This window comes from Candidatus Koribacter versatilis Ellin345 (assembly GCF_000014005.1).
GTDB lineage: Bacteria > Acidobacteriota > Terriglobia > Terriglobales > Acidobacteriaceae > Korobacter > Korobacter versatilis_A.
Genome location: NC_008009.1, coordinates 2,261,495 through 2,283,531 on the forward strand (window position 1 = coordinate 2,261,495; position 22,037 = coordinate 2,283,531).

A 22,037-nucleotide genomic window follows, 5' to 3' on the forward strand; every position below is an offset into this window, starting at 1 on the left:
CATCATCGGGCGCTGGCCGAATTCAATCGCGTCGTGAGCGCCAGGCCACGGTCGGCGACTTTGCGCTGAACCACCGGCGCGATCTGCCGAACCTGTGTCATCAGTTCGTCGAACTGTTCGAGATAAAGAGACTGCTTGCCATCGGAGAGAGCGCGGTCCGGTTCGTTGTGCACTTCCACGATCAGCCCATCCGCTCCAACGGCGACCGATGCGCGGGACAACGGCGTCACCTTGCTGCGTACCCCCGTCCCATGGCTCGGATCCACAAGGATCGGCAGATGGCTCAACCGATGCACTGCTGGCACCACGCTCAGGTCGAGGGTATTGCGTGTGTAATCGGAGAACGTCCGCACGCCGCGCTCGCAGAGCACAACGTTGTAGTTGCCCTCGCTCATTACGTACTCGGCAGCCATCAGGAACTCTTCCAGTGTCGCCGACATGCCTCGTTTCAGCAGCACCGGCTTGCGAGCGCGTCCGGCACGCTTGAGGAGCGAGAAGTTCTGCATGTTGCGCGCGCCGATCTGGATCACATCGGCATATTTCTCAACCTGGTCGAGCGACTCGTTGTCCACTGCCTCGGTGACGATCAGCAAGCCGAACTGGTCGCGAATCTCGGCCATAATTTTCAGGCCCTCTTCGCCCAGTCCCTGGAACGAATACGGCGAGGTGCGCGGCTTATACGCCCCGCCGCGGAAGAACCGCACTCCCGATTTGGCAACGTGCTCGGCGATCGCAAAGGCCTGCTTGTGGTTCTCGATCGCGCACGGCCCTGCCACGACCGCCAGTTCTTCGCTGCCGATGGTCGCGCCGTTCGCGAAGCGGACGACGGTGTTGTCTTCCTTCACATCTCGGCTTACGAGCTTGTAAGGCTTGCTGACCCGGATGACTTCCACTACGCCAGGCAGTTCTTCGATGGCGCCAGGTTCGACTTCGCCCTGGTTGCCGGTAATACCAATGGCAGTCCGCTGCGCTCCCGGGATCGGATGCGCGCGGAACCCAAGTTCCTCAATCCGTTTACAGACCGCGCCGACCTGTTCCTCGGTGGCGTGCGCGTTCATCACGACTAACATTGCGGCTCCTATGCACCCCGGCGTTCGGCAAACCGCAATCGGTCGGCGGAAACAAGGGAAACACTTAGTTTACCGTGCTCCGGCAGGTCGGCAAAGGGCGGAGTGCAGGCCCTGTTTCTTCCGAATGTTCACCGGTTACGAATAGGTACTAAGAGCTGTAATTCCGCGCCAAAATGCTCAATTCTCTTTCCGGCAGCATGGGAATTTGATAATGTTCGCGCAACAAGAAAGCAGCACATTCGGGCGTAGGCTGTTTTCGCCGACAAGCTCGGAAATTTCAGTACTCACACGGGTGGTCTAGGAGGGAATCTCGATGGCGTTTTGTCCAGGTTGTGGAACTCAGGTCGCAGACGGCACAACGTTTTGCCCATCCTGCGGAAAACCGATTGGTGCGAGTGCAGGATCTGCCGCAGCGGCGGCACCAGCGGCGGCTCCGGCTGCAGCTCCCGTAGCCGCTGCAAATTCAGGGCTTGCCGACAACATCGCGGGTCTGCTTTGCTACTCCCCGGTCGGGCTCATCTGCGACATCATTTGGTTGGTTGCCGAACCGTACAAGAGCAACAAGTTTCTTCGCTTCCATGCATTTCAGTCGCTGTTCCTCGCGGGTGCGTGGTTCGTACTGTGGATCGGTCTCATGATCCTGGGCTTCATCTTGACGGCGATAGGCGGACCGCTCGGCCTCATCATGTTCCCAATCGACATAGTTGTCGCCCTCGGTTTCTTCGCGCTCTGTATCATCATGATGATCAAGGCGTACCAGATGCAAACGCCGCATTTGCCGATCATCGGCGCTCTTGCCGACAAACAGGTCTAGGCGATTTCGTTTTTCCGGAACGCCCGCCGCGCGCGGGCGTTTTGCTTTTAGCGAAGATCGGTTGGCGCCAGGAGGTTGAATGGCGCACCCGGAATATTGCGCAAGATGCTGAAGGCCAGCACGACGGCAAACAGCGTCCACACCGCCCAGGGCCGCAGCCGCGTGCTGATCACCGGCAGCCGCCGTGAGAGCACGGCCAACAACTCGTAAATCAGGAAGGGCAGCAGCGTCACAGCGAGTGCATTCTCGCCGAATGCGGCCAGCGGATGCCCATGTACGAGCAGATACAACGCCCGCGTCGATCCGCAGCCCGGGCAGAAGAAGCCCGTCAGCGCATGAAACGGACATGGAGGCAATATCCCGCGGTGTCCAGGGCGTGCGAAGGTGACGGCCACGATCATCGCTCCAAGGATCGCAGCCGAGACCTTCATCAACCGCCGTTCGTCTTGTGCAAGGCTAGTGAGCATGGCGCGCGATGCCGGCGATACCAACCACGAAGATCAGTATCGCGTAAATCAGGACGACCGCACCGCCGCAACCGAATCCAATCCAAGCGAACAATTTCGCCTGCTTCGAAGACTGCATCGCGCCAGCAATGTCGCCCGCTGCTGCCTTCGAGTTCACCTGCGCCGCGAAGATGATGGACACAATCCCGAACGGCAGGCAGCAGAAGATCGTTACCAGGATCGACTGGATCAGGTAGTTCGGAATCTGCACCGCCATTGGAGGTTGTGCTGCGTAGCCCTGCGCAATCGGTGCCTGGTATTGCTGCACCGGCAGAGGCGTTTGTGGCGGAGCGAGTGGAGGCGTGGGTGGGGTCAGCGGCGTCCCGAAAGATGCCGGACGCAGCGCGTTGCCGCACTGGATGCATGTGGTGGCGTTTTCGTCGTTGCGCGTGCCGCATTTTGTACAGAACACGGTTCCTCCAGAATGTCTTATCGCAGCGGTGTGCCGTTAGTAAGGCACCCTTCCAGTGTTCGAGATGTGGTGGTGTATCGAATAATCCCAGTTTGGTCGCTGCAGAATGTACGCCCACCCGCACCTTGCTGTATCGGTCGAGCGATTACCTCGTAATGCGTCATCGCGCTGTCTCCGGCGCAGTTCTCGAGCGTGAACAGATACCCTGACTTCACTCCGCCCGATAGCGTGTTGTCGATCAGGCACGCGCTGCGTTGGCTGCGTCCGTTCGGAACTGCGCAAACATTCGATCCGGCTTCCAGCCCCGAGCCCAATTCCTGGATCGTGCACGTATATCCAACGTGCGGATAAGTGTGCGCGTAGGTGTATTCGGCAGTGTTGATCGTTCGTACGCTGCCTACCGCGGATGCCTCGTTCGCAACATTTCTTGATCGCAGTACGTTGGGAATCAAGATCGCCGCGAAAATCAGAATCATCGGAATAATTCCCGTCGCCAGCGAAACGATGACCCATATCTTCGCCTTCCGCGAATCTTCAATTGCTCCCTGGATGTTGCCCGCCGCGAGCTTCCCATTTACCTGCGAAGCAAAGATCAGCGCCACGATGCCAAATGGCAGACAGCAGAGAATCGTTACTAGGATCGACGGCACGAGGTAGTTCGGAACATTCGGCCGTGCCGGAGGAGGCGTAAACGCTTGTGGTTGCGGCACGCTCTGCGGAGGTGTCGGCGCGAAGAAAGCATAGCCACACTTCTGGCAACTGCTCACCACATCCGGATTATTCGTGCCGCATTTTGGACAGTACACAATTCCTCCGAGGGGCCGTCACTGAATGGGCGTTCCATACTCCGTACATGCTTCGCCGCTGCCACGTGTCACGAACTTGATCACCCCATCCTGGTCGCTACAGAACGTTCGTTGCCCTGTGGTGCCTTCCTGCAATGGCGTGGCGTAGATCGCGTATTTGTCAGCCGGGGTTCCGTCCTCACCGCAACCGACGATACGAAAACTGTAGCCGCTCTTCGTTCCGGAAGAGAGCAGGTTGTCGATCATCCCCGCGCCCACGGACGTCGCCTTCTGAGAACTCCCGCCCAGCTGGTATAGCTCGCACGCATAACCCACGTTGGGATACGCAGCCATATAGGTGAGTTGGGCCGAGTTGACGGATCGCACAGACATAATCGCGCTTGCTTCATTCGCCGCGATTCGCGATCTCAGAAGGTTAGGAATCGCAATTGCCGCCACGATCAGGATGATCGGAAGGAAGCTCACCAGGCCGAAGTACCCCAGCACGAGCCCTGCAATTGCTCGTCCTTCGCCGATTAAGTGACCGGCGCTACGCTTGATCTCCGAGAGCGCCATGTGCCCGAGCACGACGGCGATAATCGGCAATGGGAATAGGAAGAAGAAAATGCCGCAGACTAAGCTGGCGGTAGCTTTGCCGCTAGGGTGGGCGCCCACAACATACATCGGCGGCAGTATGGGAGCCGCCTGTTGCGGAGGAGCCGCCGGTGCGTTTACCGATCTCCCGCAGCCGGGACAAAACTGTTCGCCCTCGTGGAGAATACAGCCGCATCCGTTGCAGTGCATAACTTGCTGCGAATGTAGCTGTTGAGCAGTGCAGGGTCAATAAACTTCTGGTTTCCTTGACAGAAGGTGTCCCGAGATGTCATTCCTATTAGCTTTTCGGTACTCGATCGAACGAATCTGCTAAGCCTCACTTCGCGCCGAGTCGCTGGCGCTTAGAATGAGATACCACCGGACGATAAAGGACCAGGCTTGAGAATTCGGGTGTTCTACCACGACCGTTGTTTCGATGGGGCATGTTCGGCCTCGCTGTTCAGCCGCTTCTACCGCGAGCGCATCCGCGAGAACGTCGAATTTCAATTCAGCGGGCTGGTTCATCGCGCCGGGGCCTTGTTCAACGAATCCGAATTCGACGGCGACGAAAATGCCATTGTGGATTTCAAGTACTCGTCCTCGCCGAAAATTAACTGGTGGTTCGATCATCATGAGAGTGCCTTCCTGACAGAGGCCGATGCCGAGCACTTCGAGCACTCCACCAGCAGCAGGATGTTCTACGACCCCGATTTCAAGTCGTGTACCAAGTTCATCGCCACCATCGCCGAAACCCGCTTCGGCTTTGATGTCTCCAAAGTCTCTGAACTTGTCGAATGGGCCGACATCGTAGACGGGGCTCTCTATTCCGACGCCCAGACCGCCGTCGAGATGAAAGAGCCTGCGATGAAGCTGACTATGGTGATTGAGTCAGCGCAGGACGACGGCTACGTGCCGAAGATCATCCCGCACCTTGCCTACGAGCCGCTGGAGAAGGTCATCGAGTTGCCGTTCATCGCGGAGCGCATCCCACCGCTCCTCGAACGCCACCGCAAGTCCATCGACATCATCCGCGACCGGAGCGAGTGCAAGGACGGCACCATCTTCTTCGACGTCACAAGCTACGAACTCGAGGGCTACAACAAGTTCGTCCCCTACTACCTGCACCCCGAGAGCACCTACTCCGTCGGCCTGAGCAAGAGCAGCTTCCGCACCAAGGTTTCCGTCGGCTCGAATCCTTGGACGACTACGCCCGAAGACAAGATGGTCAACCTTGCGAAGATCTGCGAGCGTTACGGAGGCGGCGGCCACGCACGCGTCGGCGCGATCTCGTTCCCGCCCAATGATCATGCGCGCGCTTTGGAAGCCTCGAAGGTAATCGTGGAAGAGCTTAGGGCGGCGCAGCGGGCACTCTTCGCGTAGCTATTCCGCTCTCAGCGCCTCCACCGGATTCACTGACGCCGCCCTCCGCGCCGGCAAATAACTCGCGACCAGCGCTGCCGTCGCGAGCAGCACCGCTACGCCCAGCAGGGTTGTCACGTCCCAGGCACGCACCTGGAAGAGCAGGGAACGCATCATCGTTGCTGCGCCGACAGCGCCCGCCAACCCTGTGGCTACACCCGCGACCGTAAGCCACCCGGCTTCCTTCAGCACCATGCTGTATACGGAGCTGCGTTGTGCACCCAGCGCCATGCGTACACCGATTTCGCGCGTTCTCTGGCTCACCGAATACGCAATCACTCCGTAGAGGCCGACCACGCCAAGCAGCAGCGCCAGGGACGCAAATCCACCCACCAGCCACGCCGCAGCCCGATGCACGTAAGCAGTAGGCGAGGTCTCGATCGTCTGCTGCATCGTGCGTTCGTTGAACGTGCCGATCCTCGGGTCTTCCGCGCGTACCGCCTTCTCTAACGCCGCGATGATGCCTTCTTCTCGCTGCGAAGTGCGTGCCATTACCGTGAAGAACGTATCCGTATTCTGGGTGATCGGATAATAAATCGCAGGCCAGATCTCTGCGTCCAGCGGCCCCTCGCGCATGTCCTTCACCACGCCAACCACCTGAACCATAGACTTAGGAGAAAGTGTCGTGTCGCCGATTTGTTTCCCTAGAGGGTCTTCTCCCGGGAAATACTTGCGGGCCAACGCTTCATTGATCATCGCTACCAGGGGTCGGTTCAGATCGTCGGTTTCTTCGAAATATCGTCCGCTCGCCAATTGCGCGCGCAGCATCTTGAAATAATTCGAGCTGACTTCCCGCTGCAATACTTCGTTGTGTTCACCGTTGTATGGTTTGCCGGGAAGACGGATCCACGTCGTATTGCCGTTGTAATTCACCGGCGCCACGCTCGTGACGCTTCCCAGTTCGACCCCCAGCACACTTCCAACTCGTTCTACGACTCGCTTCGCGAGTGCCGACTGGTCGGGTGGCTTCGGTGCGACTGACTCTGGAATCACGACGTCCACCATCGCCAAGTGGTCCGGTGCAAATCCCAAATCCACATGCAGGAGCTTGTAGAAGCTCTTTCCCAGCAGACCAGCACTCGCCAACAGAATGACTGCTGTCGCCAGTTCCAGCACCACCAGGTTCGACGCGAATTTTCTCCACAAAGTGCTCGATCCGGATCGGCCGCCTTCAGCCAGCTCATTGCGAATCCCATCCGCCAACGGCAGCCTGATCGACGGTGCGACTGCAAAGATGCACGCAGCCATTGCACCAATTGCGAACGCGAACCCAGCAACATGCAGGTTCACTCGGAGTCCCTGCATCGAAGGCATTGCCTCCAGCATTTCTTTGGAGGGCAGACGCACGAGCATCTGAATCGCAAGCTGCGCCAGCGCGAGCCCCGCAACGCACGCCGCCGTCACCAGCAGAACGCCTTCCGTCAGGAACTGTCGTATCAGGCGCCAGTGCGATGCTCCCATTGCGCGCCGCACTGCCACCTCCCGACGGCGGCTCTCAAAACGTACCAACAGCAGGCTCGAGACGTTGACACAGGCGATCACCAGCAGCAGCGCCGCGCCAGCCAGCAGTAACAGGAGCAGCGGACGCACATCGCCCACGATTTGTTCTGACAACGAACTCACATAGGCGAGCTGCCCCCGATTCGAATCCGGATAGGCGATCTCCAACTGCCGCGCGATCGCCGAGAAGTTGGCCAGCGCCGTCTCGACGGAAACGCCATCCTTCAACCGGCCCACCCCAACGAGTCCATGGCAGCTTCGCCGCGCCATGCACCCCTGCGTGTGTTGCAACGGCATCCAGAGCTCCGCATTCCCGCGCGGGGCGAATTGGAAGCTCGCGGGCAGCACTCCGATCACGGTGTACACCTTCTCGCTCGTTCTCAGTGTCTGTCCAATGATGTCGGGCCTGCCGCCGAAACGCTTTTGCCATGCCTTGTAGGTCAAGATGACCACCGGCGCGGCCTTGGGATCGTCCTCGCCGTCTTGGAAGTCTCGGCCGAGAGCCGGCTCTACCCCGAGAGTGCGGAAGATCCCCGGCGTTGCCTCAACGCCGTTCACGGCCTCCGGCCCGGAGGGACCGTTCAGCAATATGCCCGATCCCGTCCAAACGTCGAACCTGCTCAATACTTCGTTCTTGCTCTTCCAGTCCTCGTAGTCCTGGTAAGAGAGGTTCGCCTTCGGAATCTGGTTCGTCTTTTCGGTGACGAATACCAGCCGGTTCGGATCGCGATATGGTAATGGTCGAATCAGCGCTGCATCCACAAACGCAAAGATCGCCGAGGTCGCCCCGATTCCCAGCGACAGCACCACCAACGCAGTCACGGCAAACGCCCGGTTCTTCGTAAACTGGCGTGCGGCAAAACGCAGGTCCTGCTCTAGGCTCTCGAGGAAGGGAAGCGATCCGCGCTCGCGATACGCCTGCCGCGTGTGTTCCAGCCCACCAAGCTTCAGGATCGCCTGGCGTCGTGCCTCTTCCGGCGACATTCCTGCGCGGACGTTGTCGTCCGTTTGCATCTCGACGTGGCTCGCCAGTTCGTCATTGAACTCTTGTTCCCGCCTCTCCCGCCCGAAAAAGCCCAGGAAACGTTGGCCTATTGCTCGCAAAGCCTTCATGCCTTCTCCTCCGACGGCGCCAGGAAGCGCGCAACGATTGCGGTCGTCTCTTCCCATTCCCGAGTCGCGCTCTCAAGCTGTTTTCTTCCAGCGCGGGTGAGTTTGTAAAACTTCGCCTTACGATTGTTTTCCGAGACGCCCCATTCCGAAACGATCGCGCCTTCCTGCTCAAGCTTGAGGAGCGACGGATAGAGCGTGCCGTAGTTCAGCGTGAGCATGTCGCCGCTGGTTTGTTCAATGCGCCGAGCAATCCCGTAGCCGTGCTGCGGCCCCATCGCCTCCAGAGTCTTCAACACCATCAACGCCAGCGTTCCTTGCCACACATCCGATTTGCCCATTTGCTCCTCTGGGTAAGCCATACGAATGCTTTCATACCTCCTATGGGTACGCAATAGGAGCATCCGGAGTTCATCCCATTCCTCTATCCCACTCTCAAAAATCGAGAGAACCAACCCGAGATGAGACAACCCGCGGAGATTCCAAGCTGCTACCCGGAACTAGGGTGACCAGAGACTCTCCGTCCCCAGCACTTGTGCACGGCGAAATCTAAGGTCTTTTTTCACTTGTCTTTGATAGGTCGCAGAGCTCGCAAACCCAATCGTTCATGCACCTTTGTCGAATTGCGAGCTGCCGCCCAGCAGGGGCTCTGGAACCCGAGTTGATCGCGGTATCACTCCACACCTTAATCCGCGACTAACACCCCATTTTCAGAAAGTTACGACGCTAAGGTTTTTCCATTGAGGCAGAGTAGATGCCTCCGTAAATTCCATCTTGCGTTGCAGTCGCTCCCCGTCATACCGAGACGCGCCAAGCCAGGCGGGAGAGTCAAGCGACCGGAAGAAAGCAAAAATCCCTTGGAGTTTGTAGTCCCGATGGTTAAACGAAATCTCATCCGAGCCGCGATCGTAGCCAGTCTGCTGTTCCTGTTCGTTAGCGTCAGCTTTGCCGCCACCACTAAAACCTATATCGAGAAGATGTCGGGATGGGCATCATGCTCTGTTTGCGCCGGAGCTGGCGGAGCCGGCGCCACGATACCCCACAGCATGACACAAGGAATTACCAGCCCAACCTTAGGTTCCAGATCCGCTCAATTCTCGGTTGGAGGCTCCTCATCCTATGGCGCCGCGCTATGGTGGAAGCAACTCGGAGCCTCATCGACCGCGCACAATTTCCAGTACGACGTGGATTACTACCTTAAGAATCCCAGCGCATCGCAGGCACTGGAGTTCGACGTGAACCAGTCGGTCGGCGGAAAGAAATTCGTCTTCGGTACGCAATGCAACATCGCCGCCCACACCTACGACGTTTGGTCCGCTGCCACTCACTGGATCCACACCGGTATCTCGTGCGCCAGGCCGGCGGCGTACAAGTGGAACCACATCACGCTCGAATTCCAACGCACGAGCGGCAATAACGTGAAGTTCGTCTCCGTCACCATCAACGGAAGCAAGCACTACATCAATCGCATCTACGCCCCCAAAGCGAGCAGCGTGAGCGAACTCAACGTCGCCTTCCAAATGGACGGCAACAAGAGCATGACCGATTACAACGCGTGGCTCGAAAACGTCACACTCAAGTACTGGTAGACGTACAATCTCAAAGTCCCATGCACAGGGCGACGGCTGCGGGCTGTCGCCCTTTTGCGATGCCTAAGCGAAGCTGGTGAAGTAGTGAAGAAGTTCGCGAACATCTTGTTCTCTGTAGCGCTCGCTATGCAGGCCCTGGCGTCAGCTCAAACCCCAGCGCCGGCTGTGAGGCATTCTAAGAACACCAAGCCGCAGGCAGGCGAGGCCCCCCGCAAGAAATTTGTCCTCGACGTCGTGCAGACGGCCGTGGCTCTGCCCCAACCCGATCCCCAGGACCGTCTTCGGGTATTGAATTCAGCCGCGAACGTGATCAGCCCGATTGACCACAAAATGGCCCAGCGCTTTGCGAAAGAGGGAATCCGTATTGAAGCGGAATTGGTCAACTCAGGCCAAACTCCCGCCGTCTCCATGCTTGCCACTGGAATCGTAGATTGCCCAGCAGCGGCGCAATTTGCCGAGAGCATCTCCCCCACCGCGGTCGTGCAAGCCGAGCAATCGTTGATCGGCGCGATCTCCGAGTGTCCCAAGGAAGCGCTTGTTCCCGCGCAGCGCAAACTCGAAACTGCTCTGAACCAGGGAATCGTCGCCCCTCGCGGTCTCCTCGCTCTCATGGAGCGGGTTGGGGCCAAGTCCGCGTGGTCGCAATCCGCGTTCGAGAAGATGTTCTCTTCGCTTCCGGCCGATGCCGCAGCCAGCGCCTCGGAAGCTCCCAACTATGCAGCGATGTACGAACGCATGGCGCCTGAGTTAAACCCGGACATCGCAAAAAGCACTGGCCTCAAACTTCTTATTTGGCTCGGCAAGCTTCCGGATTCCGGCGAACGCACCGTCGCGATCAATATCACCACCGATTCCTTCAAGCACACGGTCGGACAGAAAGCGTATGAAGAAGCACTCGCCTCCGACGTAATGGCCCGTCAGGCCGCCAACCTCGCTGGAGGCCAGGGCCAAATCTCCCATCCGGAAGAGGAAAGCGTTTCGGTGCTCGAAGCCATGAACAACACCGGTACCGATCAAACGGAAGCCCTGCGCAAGATGCCGGCCACGCTGCGGGCCAAAACCGCCGCCGCCGACGGTTACGCCACCGGTTCGGAAGGCAACACAAAAATGGCTGATCGTTACTTCGATATCGCGTATGCGGCCCTGGAAGAAGTGTGGTCAAACCGCGCCGACAATGCGGTGAACGCTCCAGCTGTCTTGGAAGAGGTCAATGAGGCTGCCGCGCAGGTGAATCCGGTCACGGCCTTGCAGCGCGCCCAAAAATTGCCCGACCCTTCCGCTCAGGCCATTAGCATGCTCGCGGTGGCCCGGGTCGTGGCAGGGCAACAATAGTCAGCGCCGCACTAGCAACAGCTTCCGGCTGCCGGACGCTTTCACATCCGCGAACTCCTGCTCGCTTGCCATTCCTGCCACTCGGGCGAGAGACACTGCGAATACACCTATGAAAAGTCCGATCGACGTGCCCGCAAAAAACCAGCCCAAATGCTCCATAACTTGCTCCTGACACTGGTTCTAACACCGGGCGTCGGTGGGCGGCGCAAGTATCACGCGAACTTTGGTGGGCGCCGTCCCGGAAAGAGGGATGTTCCTTTATCGGGAAACGATGGGCTTACGACAGCCTCCCCTGTTTACTCTTTCAGAAATACCTATTTCCGGAAACGTGATATTATGTTCTTGCGTTTGATTCGTTCGGCACCACCAGCAGATCTCGCCTGAACAGCAAGTCCTGCCCGTAGTACCCCGACACACATCCGACGTAAAATCAACATAAGAGAGAAGTGTTTCAATGGAACAAGGAACAGTGAAGTGGTTCAACGATGCGAAGGGTTTTGGCTTCATCAGCCGTCAGAACGGTGAGGACGTATTCGTCCATCACACCGCCATCCAGGCGCAGGGCTTCCGTAGTCTTCAGGAAGGTCAGGCGGTTCAGTTCAACGTGGTGAAGGGCCCCAAGGGTTGGCAGGCAGAAAACGTTCAGGCTCTCTAAGCCTCTCGTTCGAACCTAGTACTGAATAGCAGCCGCGAGCAATCCGGCTGCTTTTCCCTTTTTACGCATCCTCCGGCAGTTGGAACCGATCCACCACGATATCCAGCAGTTCCTTCGGATCGTGGCTCGATAAGTGAAAATCCGCGCGCTCGTCGCGTGCCGTAGCATTGGGCGAGATCAGGAAGATCAGCCGCTTCTTTCCACTCTGCGCCGCCTGCAACAGTTTCTTATAGGCGCTCTCCCCTAAACCGGAGTGGATGATCACCGCATCCACGTTAGGGAATTTCTCCAGCATCCCCAGGGCGCCGGGCCCGTCGTAAGCAGTAATCACGTTAAACAGTGCCGTCTCCAGCACAAGTTTGCGTGCCGAAATGCCCTCCTGCGGCCTCGGTTCAGCTACCAGAAATGTCGCTCGTACCATTCTCTATGAGAGCGAGAACAGCACCTTCGAGTTGGCTGGAATTCCAGTGTCGCTGTTCTACTGCAGCTTGATGTGGATATCCATGTCCTTATCGAGTTTGAATTGTGATTTCTCGATCGGCGGCGCCTTCAATGTCGCGTGCGGATTGTTCGACATCCCCCACTGCTCCTTGGGATACCCCACAAAATTCTTGTCCAATTTGTGGTTCTTGTTCAGGTCGTGAATCAGCGCCACGGCATACGTGCCTGGAGGCAGGTCCGGAATCTTGAGCGTCTGGGTGCCTTTCACCGCGGGAACGGCGATGTCTTTGAGTGCGGCCTGGCGGTCCTCCGCCCAGCCCTTCGGGCCGTTGAACACGAGTACGCCGAGATTGCCCTCATCGCTGCTCATGCCTTCCACCACGATGGTTAGAGTGCAGCATTTGGTCGCCTCTGCCGTCTGCGCCACCGCAAACGAAGCGGTGAGCATTACAAAGATCGTGAACGCCAACCTCCGCCACGAAACTGAGAACATGCGGAAACCTCCCTGGAGAGAAGGGACATTGTATGTTGCTAGCCTGAGTTTCTGCCGGGAAAACGTCCATCGGTATCAATCGGTACTCCCAAATGAAACCTGCCATTCAACTCCCTGACACCACAAAGTGACCCACTGTTCACCTCGCAATGACAAGGTGTCTGGTCGGAATTCGCTAACGTCATTCCCGCACTGCTCGCTACCACGTTTGTCCCAATCCGCGAGCACGAGGTGAACGAATGTCCAATCCGCGCAGGCAACTCCTCTGGGCTGCAGCAGCCCTTGCCGTGCTCACCCTCCCCGCCAATGCGCAGCACTACACGCGCACCGATCTCACCACCGACGCCGCCAGCGTCACCACCGCACCAAACATTGACGCGAACCTTGTCAACGCATGGGGCCTCTCGCGCTCGTCCGGAAGCCCCTGGTGGGTCTCCGATAACGGCACTGGCCTTTCCACCCTGTATGACGGCGCCGGCGTTCCACAATCGCTGGTCGTCAAGATTCCCCCTCCTGGAGGCTCCACAAGTCCCGCTACACCCACCGGCACCGTATACAACTACACCACCTCGTTCGCCGTGGGTGGTAAGCCGGCGGTCTTTCTCTTCGTTACCGAAGACGGCACCATCTCGGGATGGAACCCCACGGTGAACTTGACCAACGCGATCATCGCAGTAGATCGCTCCAAGAGCGCCATCTACAAAGGCTGCGCGATTGCCCAGACCGCATGGGGCCCACGTTTTTACGCGACGAATTTCAAGAGCGGTCGCATCGAAATCTTCGACGGCAGCTTCCATCGCCTTTCCACCGATCATCATGCCTTCCGCGATGAACGCCTTCGGGACGATTTCGTTCCCTTCAATGTCCAGAACGTCGGCGGCAATCTGGTTGTCACGTTCGCGCACCGCGAAGAGGGAAGCCACGATGAAGATCACGGCCCCGGAGTGGGATACGTGGACATCTTCGACGTCTACGGCAATCTCATCCAGCGCTTGCAGCACGGCAAATTCTTGAACGCTCCCTGGGGCATCGCTGCGACGCCAGCCGATTTCGGCGCCTTCAGCCATCGCCTCCTCATCGGCAACTTCGGCGACGGCAAGATCAATGTCTTTGATCCCATCACTGGCAAGTTCCAGGGCCAATTGCTCGATGCCTCCGGTGCTCCGATCGCCATTGACGGACTCTGGGCACTGAGCTTCGGCAACGGCTCCAAAGCCGGCAACGCCAACGACCTCTACTTCACCGCGGGACCGAACGACGAGGGCGACGGCATCCTAGGCAAACTAAGCGCCGTAGGCACCGAACAGCGCGGCAATACCGAATAGCGTGGCAACACCGAATAGTCGCAAAGCGGAGCCGGACAGGATCGGAGGTGTCCGGCTCCGCTGTTTCTAAGGTTCTAAGTGAGCCCCTGTCATCCTGAGCGAAGCGGCGCAGCCGCGAAGTCGAAGGACCCCGATCAATCACGCTGCACTTTGTGGATTAAACAAGAGAACTGGAGGCCCTGGGCAGAGTCGAACTGCCGACCAACGGTTTAGGAAACCGCTGCTCTATCCATCTGAGCTACAGGGCCATCTGGATCGAACCAACCCATTATCGCAAATCGCTACCTTCTGTACGCCGGTGTGATCCATCTCACGCGCACCCGTGCCCACGATCACATTTTTCGCGACACGACGAGAATTAACATGTCCCACTGGGGCATTCCCAAACGCAATTTCGCTCTTTGACAAATCGCAGCATACGTACGCCAGCGAACCGTTCACGATCCATACAACTCCTTTGTTTAGAAGATTTTGCCTCTAACTCTTTTGGATGGAAGAATTTGCGGACGATAGGTTGACTAAGTCTCGCGTTTTGAAGAATTTGCAATTTTCAGAGGGGGAGGGGGTACCCCGCGCAGAACACGATAGAACCGGAGCAATCAGCTCGATTTCCCAAACGTGCACTCATCCCAAATGCACAAAAAGTTGGTTAGGGTGCGTCCGATAAGCGCCAAATCCGATTGCTTCGCCGCAGGAATCGGGGTACTCTCTCTCCCTACCCCCACTAGTAGGAAACAATCATGAAAAAGCTCATTTGCGCAGTTTTCGCGTCTCTCATGTTCGTTGCCGCTGGCTATCCACAGGAACCGATTGCGGACGTGGAGCACGAAGATACCGAAGCCACCCCGCAGCAGCGTCAGCAGTGGTTCTACGGTCAGCGCGCCTATCCGTTCAAGGTCACGCCCGCCGGCGCCCATCGCCGCGCCTTTGGCGAAGCCACGCAAATGCGCATCGATGAAGAAGCGGTTCGCGCCAACGCTCCTGCTGGTGGCAAAACCAACACGCTGAATCCCTGGACCATGATTGGTCCCAAGCCGTCGAACCAGGGCGGCTACGGCGTGACCTCGGGTCGCATCACCGCAGTTGCGGTGGACCAGACGACTTCCGGCGCGAGCACCGTGCTCTACATCGGCGGTGCGGAAGGCGGTATCTGGAAGAGCAGCGACAACGGCTCAACCTGGACCGCGCAGAGCGACAGCCAGCCTACGCTTGCTATCGGTTCGATCGCGATTGATCCAAACAATCACAGCATCATCTATGCCGGCACCGGCGAAGAGAACTTCAGTGGCGACTCCTACTACGGCGGCGGAGTGCTCAAGTCCACGAACGGTGGCTCGACCTGGACAATGCTGGGCGCCTCCTATTTCGGAGGCCCGATCGGATCCGGTTCCTATTACGGCGGCAGCTTCATCGGCGCGATCGCCGTCCAGCCAGGAGTTTCTTCGGGAACGCCTATCGTTCTCGCTGGCTCAGAATTCTCCAGCAACGCTAGTTCTGGTGTCTGGCGCTCCACGGATGGCGGCACAACCTGGGCACGTGTATTCCCGACGACTGCACAGCTCTATTCGCACGTGACGTCGGTTGTTTGGGTCAGCAAGACTAAGGCATACGCCGCCGTCAGCAACGTCTTCGGTGCTTCTAGTGTGCCAGTCGGCGTGTACGTTTCAAGCGACAGTGGTGCTACATGGGGCCCCGCGAATGGCGTCTCTGGACAGGCATTGCCGGATGGCACCACAACAGCAGGTCGCTTCACCCTCGCCGTATCTCCTTCAACGCCGGCGACAATGTATGTTTCCGTCAGCGATTACAACACCAGCGGCCTCTACGGAATGTACTTCACCACTGACAGCGGCGGACATTGGAATCCGCTTAAGTCACCTCTGAATGCGGTTGGCACCACCAACGATTTCTGCGGTCCGCAGTGTTGGTACGACATGCCACTTGCCGTCCACCCGACTCATCCCGGCACTCTCTACGCTGGCGGAAATTTCAACTATGGCGCGGGCAACGGCGGAGTTTACGTCAGTCTCAACGCCACCAATGGCGCTACCGCGACCTGGTCTACCCCGAACCCTGGCACCAACAGCGTGACCATGCACCCGGATTTCCACGCCTTCGCCTTTTCTGCAGACGGCAACACACTGTACATCGGTGAAGATGGCGGCCTCTGGCGCGGTACGCCAACCAACAGTGCCACCATGGCGTGGACCGATCTCAACACTAATCTTGCGATCACCGAGTTCTACCCCGGCCTCGCGATCTACAAAGGCAGCAAAAACACCGCGCTCAACGGGACGCAGGACAATGGCGCCCAACTCTACACCGGCTCGCTGCAGTGGACGGTCGTCACCTGCGGTGACGGCGCTTGGGCGGCGATCGATCCAACGACCGCCAATAATCTCTACGCCGGTTGCACCTCAGCGAATTTTGAGGGTGTCATTCGCTCGCTCGACGGGGGCGGCAGTTGGGCCAGCCTCGGCACGGGCATCAACAATTTCGAGAATGTCGCGTTCATCCCACCGATGATCATGGATCCCAAAAGCTCAACCACCCTGTATTACGGGACCGATCACCTCTACAAGATGGTCAACTCTTCGCAGCCAAGCCCGTTCCCAACTTGGTCGTACGTAAATGCTTCCGCTCTCACAAGCGGCTATCTCTCAACGATTGCCGTCAGCGCGGTGAACGGTGCGTACTTCTTCGTCGGTGACAGTACTGGCGCGGCGCAATTCTCAATCAATTCCGGCGCTAGTTGGACAGCTTTCACCGGACTCCCAGGGCGCTTTGTCAGCATGGTTCAAGCCGATCCGCACACTGCCACCATCGCTTACGTCACGGTCTCCGGTTTCAGCGGCTTTAACGGCGACACCAAGGGCCACGTCTTCAAATGCCTCACGACGACTAGCGCTTGCACCGACATGAGCGGCAATCTGCCGAACACGCCCGCCAACGACATCGTCATCGATCCCGATCTTGCCAACACCTTCTATGTCGCGACCGACGTCGGCGTCTTCACCAGCACCAACAACGGCACGACTTGGTCCACCTCAGGAACTGGCTTGCCGAACGTCGCGGTCGTCGGACTGAAACTGCACGAAAGCTCCCGCACATTGCGCGCTGCTACCCATGGCCGCAGCACATGGGACCTCTCAGTGCCCACCTCCACCGTAACGCCTGCCGCCATGACCAGCCCGGCGAACGGCGCGACGATGACCGGCGCGAGCGCTACCTTCAACTGGAGCGCAGGCACGGGAGCGACGCAGTACTCGCTCTATATCGGAAACACCTCGGGCGCGCATGACATCGCTTTTGTCAGCACGACTTCGCTCTCGGCGACCGTCAACACGCTCCCAACCAACGGCGAGAAGTTCTTCGTCAGCTTGTACTCGTACATCGGAGGGAAGTGGTACTACAACGCGTACTCCTACTACGCCTCCGGCACCGGCGCAGCCGCGACGATGAGTACACCTACGCCCGGCACGAAGTTGAGCAGCGCCAGCCAGACCTTCACCTGGACCAAGGGCACCGGCATCAACTCGTACTCGCTCTACATCGGTACGAAAGCCGGCCTGCACGACATCGATTTCCTGAACACGAGCAACACGTCAGCCAGCTTCAGCAATCTGCCGACGAACGGCGGGACGTTCTACGTCACGCTCTACTCGCTGAACGGGAAGACCTGGCTCTCGCACCCATACACCTACGTCGCTTCCGGTTCGGGCACGGCCGCAACCATGTCCACCCCGACGCCCGGCAGCACCTTGCCCGGCGCCAGTGTCACCTTCAATTGGACAACTGGTTCGGGCGTGACATCGTACTCGCTGTACATTGGTACGACGGCGGGCGCGCACAACCTCGACTTCATCAACACCACCTCAACTTCTGCCAGTGTCACGAATCTTCCAACCAACGGATCCACCGTGTACGTCACCCTGTACTCGTTGATCGGCGGGGTGTGGCACTCCAACGCCTACACCTACAAAGCGCAGTAGTTGCGAAAAGCTAACCACGAACGCCGGGGGCAAACGCCTCCGGCGTTTTATTTTTCACGAAATCTTCACATCAATTTTCTGCCCGCGGCCTGTCACTATTTGCATTAGACTGCGCGCGCCCTCTCAGCCGACAATCGGGACAGTCGCAGTCAGCTCGAGGAGAATCCACACTTGCCACTACGTCGCCGATTCACGGCCTTCGTGTACCTGCTGATGTTTGGCCTGCTCCTCCCGCACGTCGCGCACGCGCAGAAGAAGCCTGCATCCGCGAAGCCCGCTGGATCCCCCGCTCTCCAATCTGCCATTCGCGCCGGACAGCTCCCCGACATGCGTTGGCCCAACTTCTCCGACTATCGCGTCCAGATCGATAACTTCTACAAGGCGTCGAACTACTCTCTCGCGTGGATTGAAGCTGGCACGCCGACCGACCACGCCCGCCAGATGATCGCGATCCTCAGCGCTGCCGACTCACAAGGTCTCAACGCCGAAGATTACGACGGACTCCGCTGGCCTGACCGCATCTCGAAGCTCGCTGCTGCACACGCGCCTGAAGACGAGGACGTCTTCGATCTCGCGCTCACCGTCAGCACCATGCGTTACATATCCGACATGCATATCGGCCGCATCAATCCCACCCACTTCCAGTTCGGCCTCGATGTGGAACACAAGAAGCTCGATCTCCCCAGCTTCGTACGCAACATGCTCAGTTCACCTGACGACCTCACGCACACAATCGCCAAGGTAGGCCCACCGTTCGCCGGATACGAAGCCACCCGCCAGGCCATGCTGCAGTACACCCAACTAGCCAAGCAGCCCGATACCGAGAAACTCCCGCTTCCGGTCGGCGTGGTGTACCAGGGCGGCTACTACGACCACATGCCCGCCCTCGCCAAGCGCCTCCAGCAACTTGGTGACCTCGATCCCAAAGTCATCATCCTGGCGGATGCGATCAAATACGACGACCCTCTCATGGGCGGCGTCGCGCACTTCCAGTCGCGTCACGGCCTGCCCAATGACGGCAATCTCACCTCCGACACGATCGATGCGCTGAACATACCCATCGCCGATCGCCTCGAGCAGCTAAAGCTCGCGCTCGAGCGCTATCGCTGGATCCGCTATCAATTCACTTCACCTCCTGTCGTGGTCAACGTGCCGGAGTTCAAGCTCTTCGGCTATGACGGAAGCGGCACGCAGATCCTATCCATGGGGGTGAATGTTGGCGACGCCTTCGATTTTCAGACGCCTATCTTCGAAGGTGACATCCGCTATATCGTCTTCCGGCCCTATTGGTACGTGACGCCCACGATCCAGCGCGACGAGATGGTGCCCTCTGTCGAAGAAGACCGCACCTATCTCGAACAGAATGAAATGGAGGTCGTGGATAAGGACGGCAAGGTCATCGCCTCCGGCGCAATCTCAGACGCAGTGCTCAAGCACCTGAAGAACGGCTCGTATTCGATCCGTCAGCGTCCAGGCGCGGACAATGCGCTCGGCCTCGTGAAGATCATCTTTCCTAACTCGCATAACGTTTATCTGCACGACACGCCTGAGTTCAAGACCATGTTCTCGAAGGCACCGCGTGCATTGAGCCACGGATGCATCCACCTCGAAAAGCCCGCCGATCTCGCCTACTGGCTCTTGCGCGACAAGACCGATTGGTCGCTGGACAAAGTGAAAGAAGCCATGCAGCACGGACGCGACAACTCCAGCGTGACCCTTACTAAGCCCGTGCCGATCCTCATCCTCTACGTAACCGCCCGCGCCCAGACCAATGGCACTGTCCAGTTCTTTAAAGATATCTACGGCCACGACGTCGAACTCAAAGCTGCGCTGGCGAAGGGCTATCCGTATCCGTAGCTATTGAAAATCGCGCGGCACGGTCTCGCGCCACGTCTTCGTACGAATCAACTTGCCGTCGTTGCGCAGCTCGCGCGTGTATTCGTAATAAAAATTCTTTTCGTCGCTGCGCAGATTAAGCGTCGTGCTCCACAGCAGCGTACGATCCTTGAGCTTCACCGCCATCGAAGCCTCGCCATGCACCGACGCTTCCGCTGGATGTTCCACATTCACCGTGTGCACCAGACGTTCCTTCGTCTCCTCCTCACCAAAGGGATAGAAGTCGCGCTCCTCGCCATGCCAATCGACCGTGGTGGTGTGCTTCGCCTCATCGCGCGTAACGGTTGAAGTTCCTGGCAACAGATCGCCTTCTGAGCGGAGGCTTGGAAGAGAATCACTCTCTTGTGGTTTTGCAAACTCGATCGACTTCAGATTCGCTGATTCGATAACCGGAAGCGTCAAGTTCGTCCGTTCAGTAAATGGAAGTCGAAGATGGTTCGTCATCGAATATGGCGTCGGCCAGATCATCGGCCACAGGGAGTTGGACACCGAAATTCGTACCCGATGCCCGGCAGGGAAGACCCACGACGTAAAGTGCAGGGGAATTGTGAGGTCATAGCTCTGGCCGGGAGCCGGGGGCGATGGAGCAGTGCGGGAGTTTCTCTGGGCGCCACTCAGTCCCGCTCCCGTAACGAGTGTGGTCGATCCATTCGGTGCGAGATCTTCGAGCCGCACGAACCAGTTCGCCAGTGGAGTTCCTGTGGTGGCATGAAGCCGAACCTCTGGAATGCCGAGGATCGCAAGATCCCGCTCCAGAACTGGACTCTGAAACGGCAGGCTCTTTTCGTCACTCGGACGCTGATCCACCGTAAGATCTCCCCACCACAACCCAGCTTCGATGCCGCCGTCCGGTTGATACAGGATCTTCTGCTCGGTGTACGCGCGACCAAGCCACGCGTAGCCCCCCGGTATCTCTTTCTTGAACCAGGGAACCTCTTGCTTCCCATACTGCACGTACATCGTCAAGTTTTCGTAGGGATAGAGTGTTACCGCTGTGCTCTTCGTCGGCCACTCCGTCGCCTTCCACTCTCCCGGAATCTCCTTCGTCTCAAGCCCCGGCTTGTAGTAGTCGCGCATGAATACGCGCAGCATCGGCCACTTCTCCACATCGTTCGCCTTGCCCTTCAGCCAGTGATCGAACCAATCGGTTTCAAGGTCACGCCACTCCACAGCTGGCCCCGGTTCCGCGTCATGCGGAAACGAGTGTGGCCATGGCCCCACGATCGCAAAGCGTGGTCCTTTCAGGTTCGCCAGCATCCTCGGCACGCTGTCGCGATATCCATCGAGAAACCCGCCAATCAGGAAGACGGGAATCTCAATCCGGCTGTAGTCCGTGGAGAGCGACGCCCGTCGCCAGAACTCTCCATCCCGCTGATGCTTGAGATACAGCAGGAACCACGGCGGCGTATCGAAGCGTTCGTTCAGCGTCTTCTCATCGACAGGGAAGTCCGGCGCCGGTGAAAGCGAGTTCGTCAGGTCCATAGAGATCTCGAACTCATCCAGGTGCATCATTCCGTCAATGTAGTGAATGTCGTCGTGAAAGAGATCGTCCGACGCATCGGCAGCGATGATCGCCTTTAATGCCGGAGGGCGCCGCATCGCCATCTGGATGGAATTGAATCCGCCCCACGAGATCCCCATCATTCCAACATTGCCGTTCGACCACGCTTGTCGAGCCAGCCACGCAATCACTTCTTCGCCATCCTGCAACTCTTGCTCGGAATACTCGCGGTCCGGCGTTCGGCCTTCACTGCGGCCCGTTCCGCGAACATCCACGCGTGCCACTACGTAATGCTTGCGCACCAGGTATCCGTGCAGCGAGTAGTCGCGGCCCAGCGACCAATCGTCTTTGCGATAGGGAAGGTACTCGAGCACCACCGGCACTTTTTCGTCTGGCTTGAGATCGGCGGGAAGGAAGAGGTTTGCCGCGAGCTTCACACCATCGCGCATCGGGATCCACTGCTCACGGATGGTGATTCCGCCGTACGTTTGCTCGGGCAGTGTGGCGCGCCCGGCGCTTAACACTGGCGCAAGAAAGCTCAAGGCTGCGAGGATAAGAACGGCGAATCGTTCACGCATCGTCGTTGATTGCGTGACATTCTAT

18 protein-coding genes and 1 tRNA gene are annotated in these 22,037 nt (G+C 58.3%); 8 read left to right on the forward strand and 11 right to left on the reverse strand.

The annotated features are described in order from the left end of the window. Window positions 1-2 precede the first annotated feature (2 nt). A complete protein-coding gene (gene aroF / locus ACID345_RS09645) occupies window positions 3-1,070 on the reverse strand; it encodes a 3-deoxy-7-phosphoheptulonate synthase (RefSeq protein ID WP_011522686.1) in 1,068 nt (355 codons plus the stop codon). Window positions 1,071-1,383: 313 nt separating this feature from the next. On the opposite strand from aroF, the gene ACID345_RS09650 reads away from it, so the two are divergent. Further along, complete coding sequence (locus ACID345_RS09650; RefSeq protein WP_011522687.1) at window positions 1,384-1,884, forward strand: DUF4870 domain-containing protein; 501 nt, start codon at window positions 1,384-1,386, stop codon at window positions 1,882-1,884. 47 nt (window positions 1,885-1,931) lie between these two features. Here the strand turns inward: ACID345_RS09650 and ACID345_RS09655 are convergent, their stop codons facing one another. Genes ACID345_RS09655 through ACID345_RS27210 form a run of 4 tightly spaced genes read right to left on the reverse strand, consistent with a single transcriptional unit; the run spans window position 1,932 to window position 4,391 of the window. Beyond that, on the reverse strand, window positions 1,932-2,351 hold the full coding sequence (locus tag ACID345_RS09655; RefSeq protein ID WP_011522688.1) for a DUF2752 domain-containing protein: 420 nt from the start codon (window positions 2,349-2,351) through the stop codon (window positions 1,932-1,934). Next, window positions 2,341-2,802, reverse strand: coding sequence for a CD225/dispanin family protein (locus ACID345_RS26280; RefSeq protein WP_011522689.1), 462 nt, complete (start codon window positions 2,800-2,802; stop codon window positions 2,341-2,343). Before ACID345_RS26280 ends, ACID345_RS09655 begins: the two co-directional genes overlap by 11 nt. A 17-nt stretch (window positions 2,803-2,819) precedes the next feature. Then, a complete protein-coding gene (locus ACID345_RS26285; protein ID WP_011522690.1) occupies window positions 2,820-3,608 on the reverse strand; it encodes a CD225/dispanin family protein in 789 nt (262 codons plus the stop codon). Window positions 3,609-3,626: 18 nt separating this feature from the next. Beyond that, window positions 3,627-4,391, reverse strand: coding sequence for a DUF4190 domain-containing protein (locus ACID345_RS27210; protein WP_011522691.1), 765 nt, complete (start codon window positions 4,389-4,391; stop codon window positions 3,627-3,629). A gap of 189 nt (window positions 4,392-4,580) precedes the next feature. Between ACID345_RS27210 and ACID345_RS09680 the strand changes: the two genes are divergently transcribed. Continuing rightward, the gene (locus tag ACID345_RS09680; protein ID WP_011522692.1) at window positions 4,581-5,561 is read left to right on the forward strand and encodes a hypothetical protein; all 981 of its coding nucleotides are present in this window, start codon (window positions 4,581-4,583) and stop codon (window positions 5,559-5,561) included. On the opposite strand, the gene ACID345_RS09685 is transcribed toward ACID345_RS09680, so the two are convergent. Both ACID345_RS09685 and ACID345_RS09690 read right to left on the reverse strand, forming a co-directional pair. Then, window positions 5,562-8,213, reverse strand: a complete 2,652-nt coding sequence (locus ACID345_RS09685) for an ABC transporter permease (protein ID WP_011522693.1) — start codon at window positions 8,211-8,213, stop codon at window positions 5,562-5,564. Next, on the reverse strand, window positions 8,210-8,551 hold the full coding sequence (locus ACID345_RS09690) for a PadR family transcriptional regulator (protein WP_041855581.1): 342 nt from the start codon (window positions 8,549-8,551) through the stop codon (window positions 8,210-8,212). Before ACID345_RS09690 ends, ACID345_RS09685 begins: the two co-directional genes overlap by 4 nt. Window positions 8,552-9,085: 534 nt before the next feature. On the opposite strand from ACID345_RS09690, the gene ACID345_RS09695 reads away from it, so the two are divergent. From ACID345_RS09695 to ACID345_RS09705, 3 genes are all read left to right on the forward strand, one after another. After that, window positions 9,086-9,799 (forward strand): hypothetical protein, encoded by a 714-nt coding sequence (locus tag ACID345_RS09695; RefSeq protein WP_011522695.1) that lies wholly within the window; start codon window positions 9,086-9,088, stop codon window positions 9,797-9,799. 84 nt (window positions 9,800-9,883) lie between these two features. Continuing rightward, window positions 9,884-11,131, forward strand: a complete 1,248-nt coding sequence (locus ACID345_RS09700; protein ID WP_011522696.1) for a hypothetical protein — start codon at window positions 9,884-9,886, stop codon at window positions 11,129-11,131. 454 nt (window positions 11,132-11,585) lie between these two features. After that, window positions 11,586-11,786: a cold-shock protein gene (locus tag ACID345_RS09705; protein WP_011522697.1), complete on the forward strand. Its 201-nt coding sequence runs from the start codon at window positions 11,586-11,588 to the stop codon at window positions 11,784-11,786. Window positions 11,787-11,847: 61 nt separating this feature from the next. Here ACID345_RS09705 and ACID345_RS09710 read toward each other — a convergent pair whose 3' ends face one another. Both ACID345_RS09710 and ACID345_RS09715 read right to left on the reverse strand, forming a co-directional pair. Further along, window positions 11,848-12,117 (reverse strand): hypothetical protein, encoded by a 270-nt coding sequence (locus ACID345_RS09710; RefSeq protein WP_148210067.1) that lies wholly within the window; start codon window positions 12,115-12,117, stop codon window positions 11,848-11,850. Between the two features lie 147 nt (window positions 12,118-12,264). Then, complete coding sequence (locus tag ACID345_RS09715; RefSeq protein WP_011522699.1) at window positions 12,265-12,720, reverse strand: DUF2141 domain-containing protein; 456 nt, start codon at window positions 12,718-12,720, stop codon at window positions 12,265-12,267. Between the two features lie 239 nt (window positions 12,721-12,959). On the opposite strand from ACID345_RS09715, the gene ACID345_RS09720 reads away from it, so the two are divergent. Next, a complete protein-coding gene (locus ACID345_RS09720) occupies window positions 12,960-14,045 on the forward strand; it encodes a TIGR03118 family protein (protein ID WP_011522700.1) in 1,086 nt (361 codons plus the stop codon). Window positions 14,046-14,216: 171 nt separating this feature from the next. Here ACID345_RS09720 and ACID345_RS09725 read toward each other — a convergent pair. Next, window positions 14,217-14,293: transfer RNA gene (locus ACID345_RS09725), tRNA-Arg, on the reverse strand. Between the two features lie 492 nt (window positions 14,294-14,785). Here ACID345_RS09725 and ACID345_RS09730 point away from each other — a divergent pair. Continuing rightward, the gene (locus ACID345_RS09730) at window positions 14,786-18,037 is read left to right on the forward strand and encodes a sialidase family protein (protein WP_011522701.1); all 3,252 of its coding nucleotides are present in this window, start codon (window positions 14,786-14,788) and stop codon (window positions 18,035-18,037) included. 171 nt (window positions 18,038-18,208) lie between these two features. After that, the gene (locus tag ACID345_RS09735; protein ID WP_011522702.1) at window positions 18,209-19,894 is read left to right on the forward strand and encodes a L,D-transpeptidase family protein; all 1,686 of its coding nucleotides are present in this window, start codon (window positions 18,209-18,211) and stop codon (window positions 19,892-19,894) included. Here ACID345_RS09735 and ACID345_RS09740 read toward each other — a convergent pair whose 3' ends face one another. Beyond that, window positions 19,895-22,012, reverse strand: a complete 2,118-nt coding sequence (locus ACID345_RS09740; RefSeq protein ID WP_011522703.1) for a CocE/NonD family hydrolase — start codon at window positions 22,010-22,012, stop codon at window positions 19,895-19,897. Window positions 22,013-22,037: the final 25 nt, after the last annotated feature.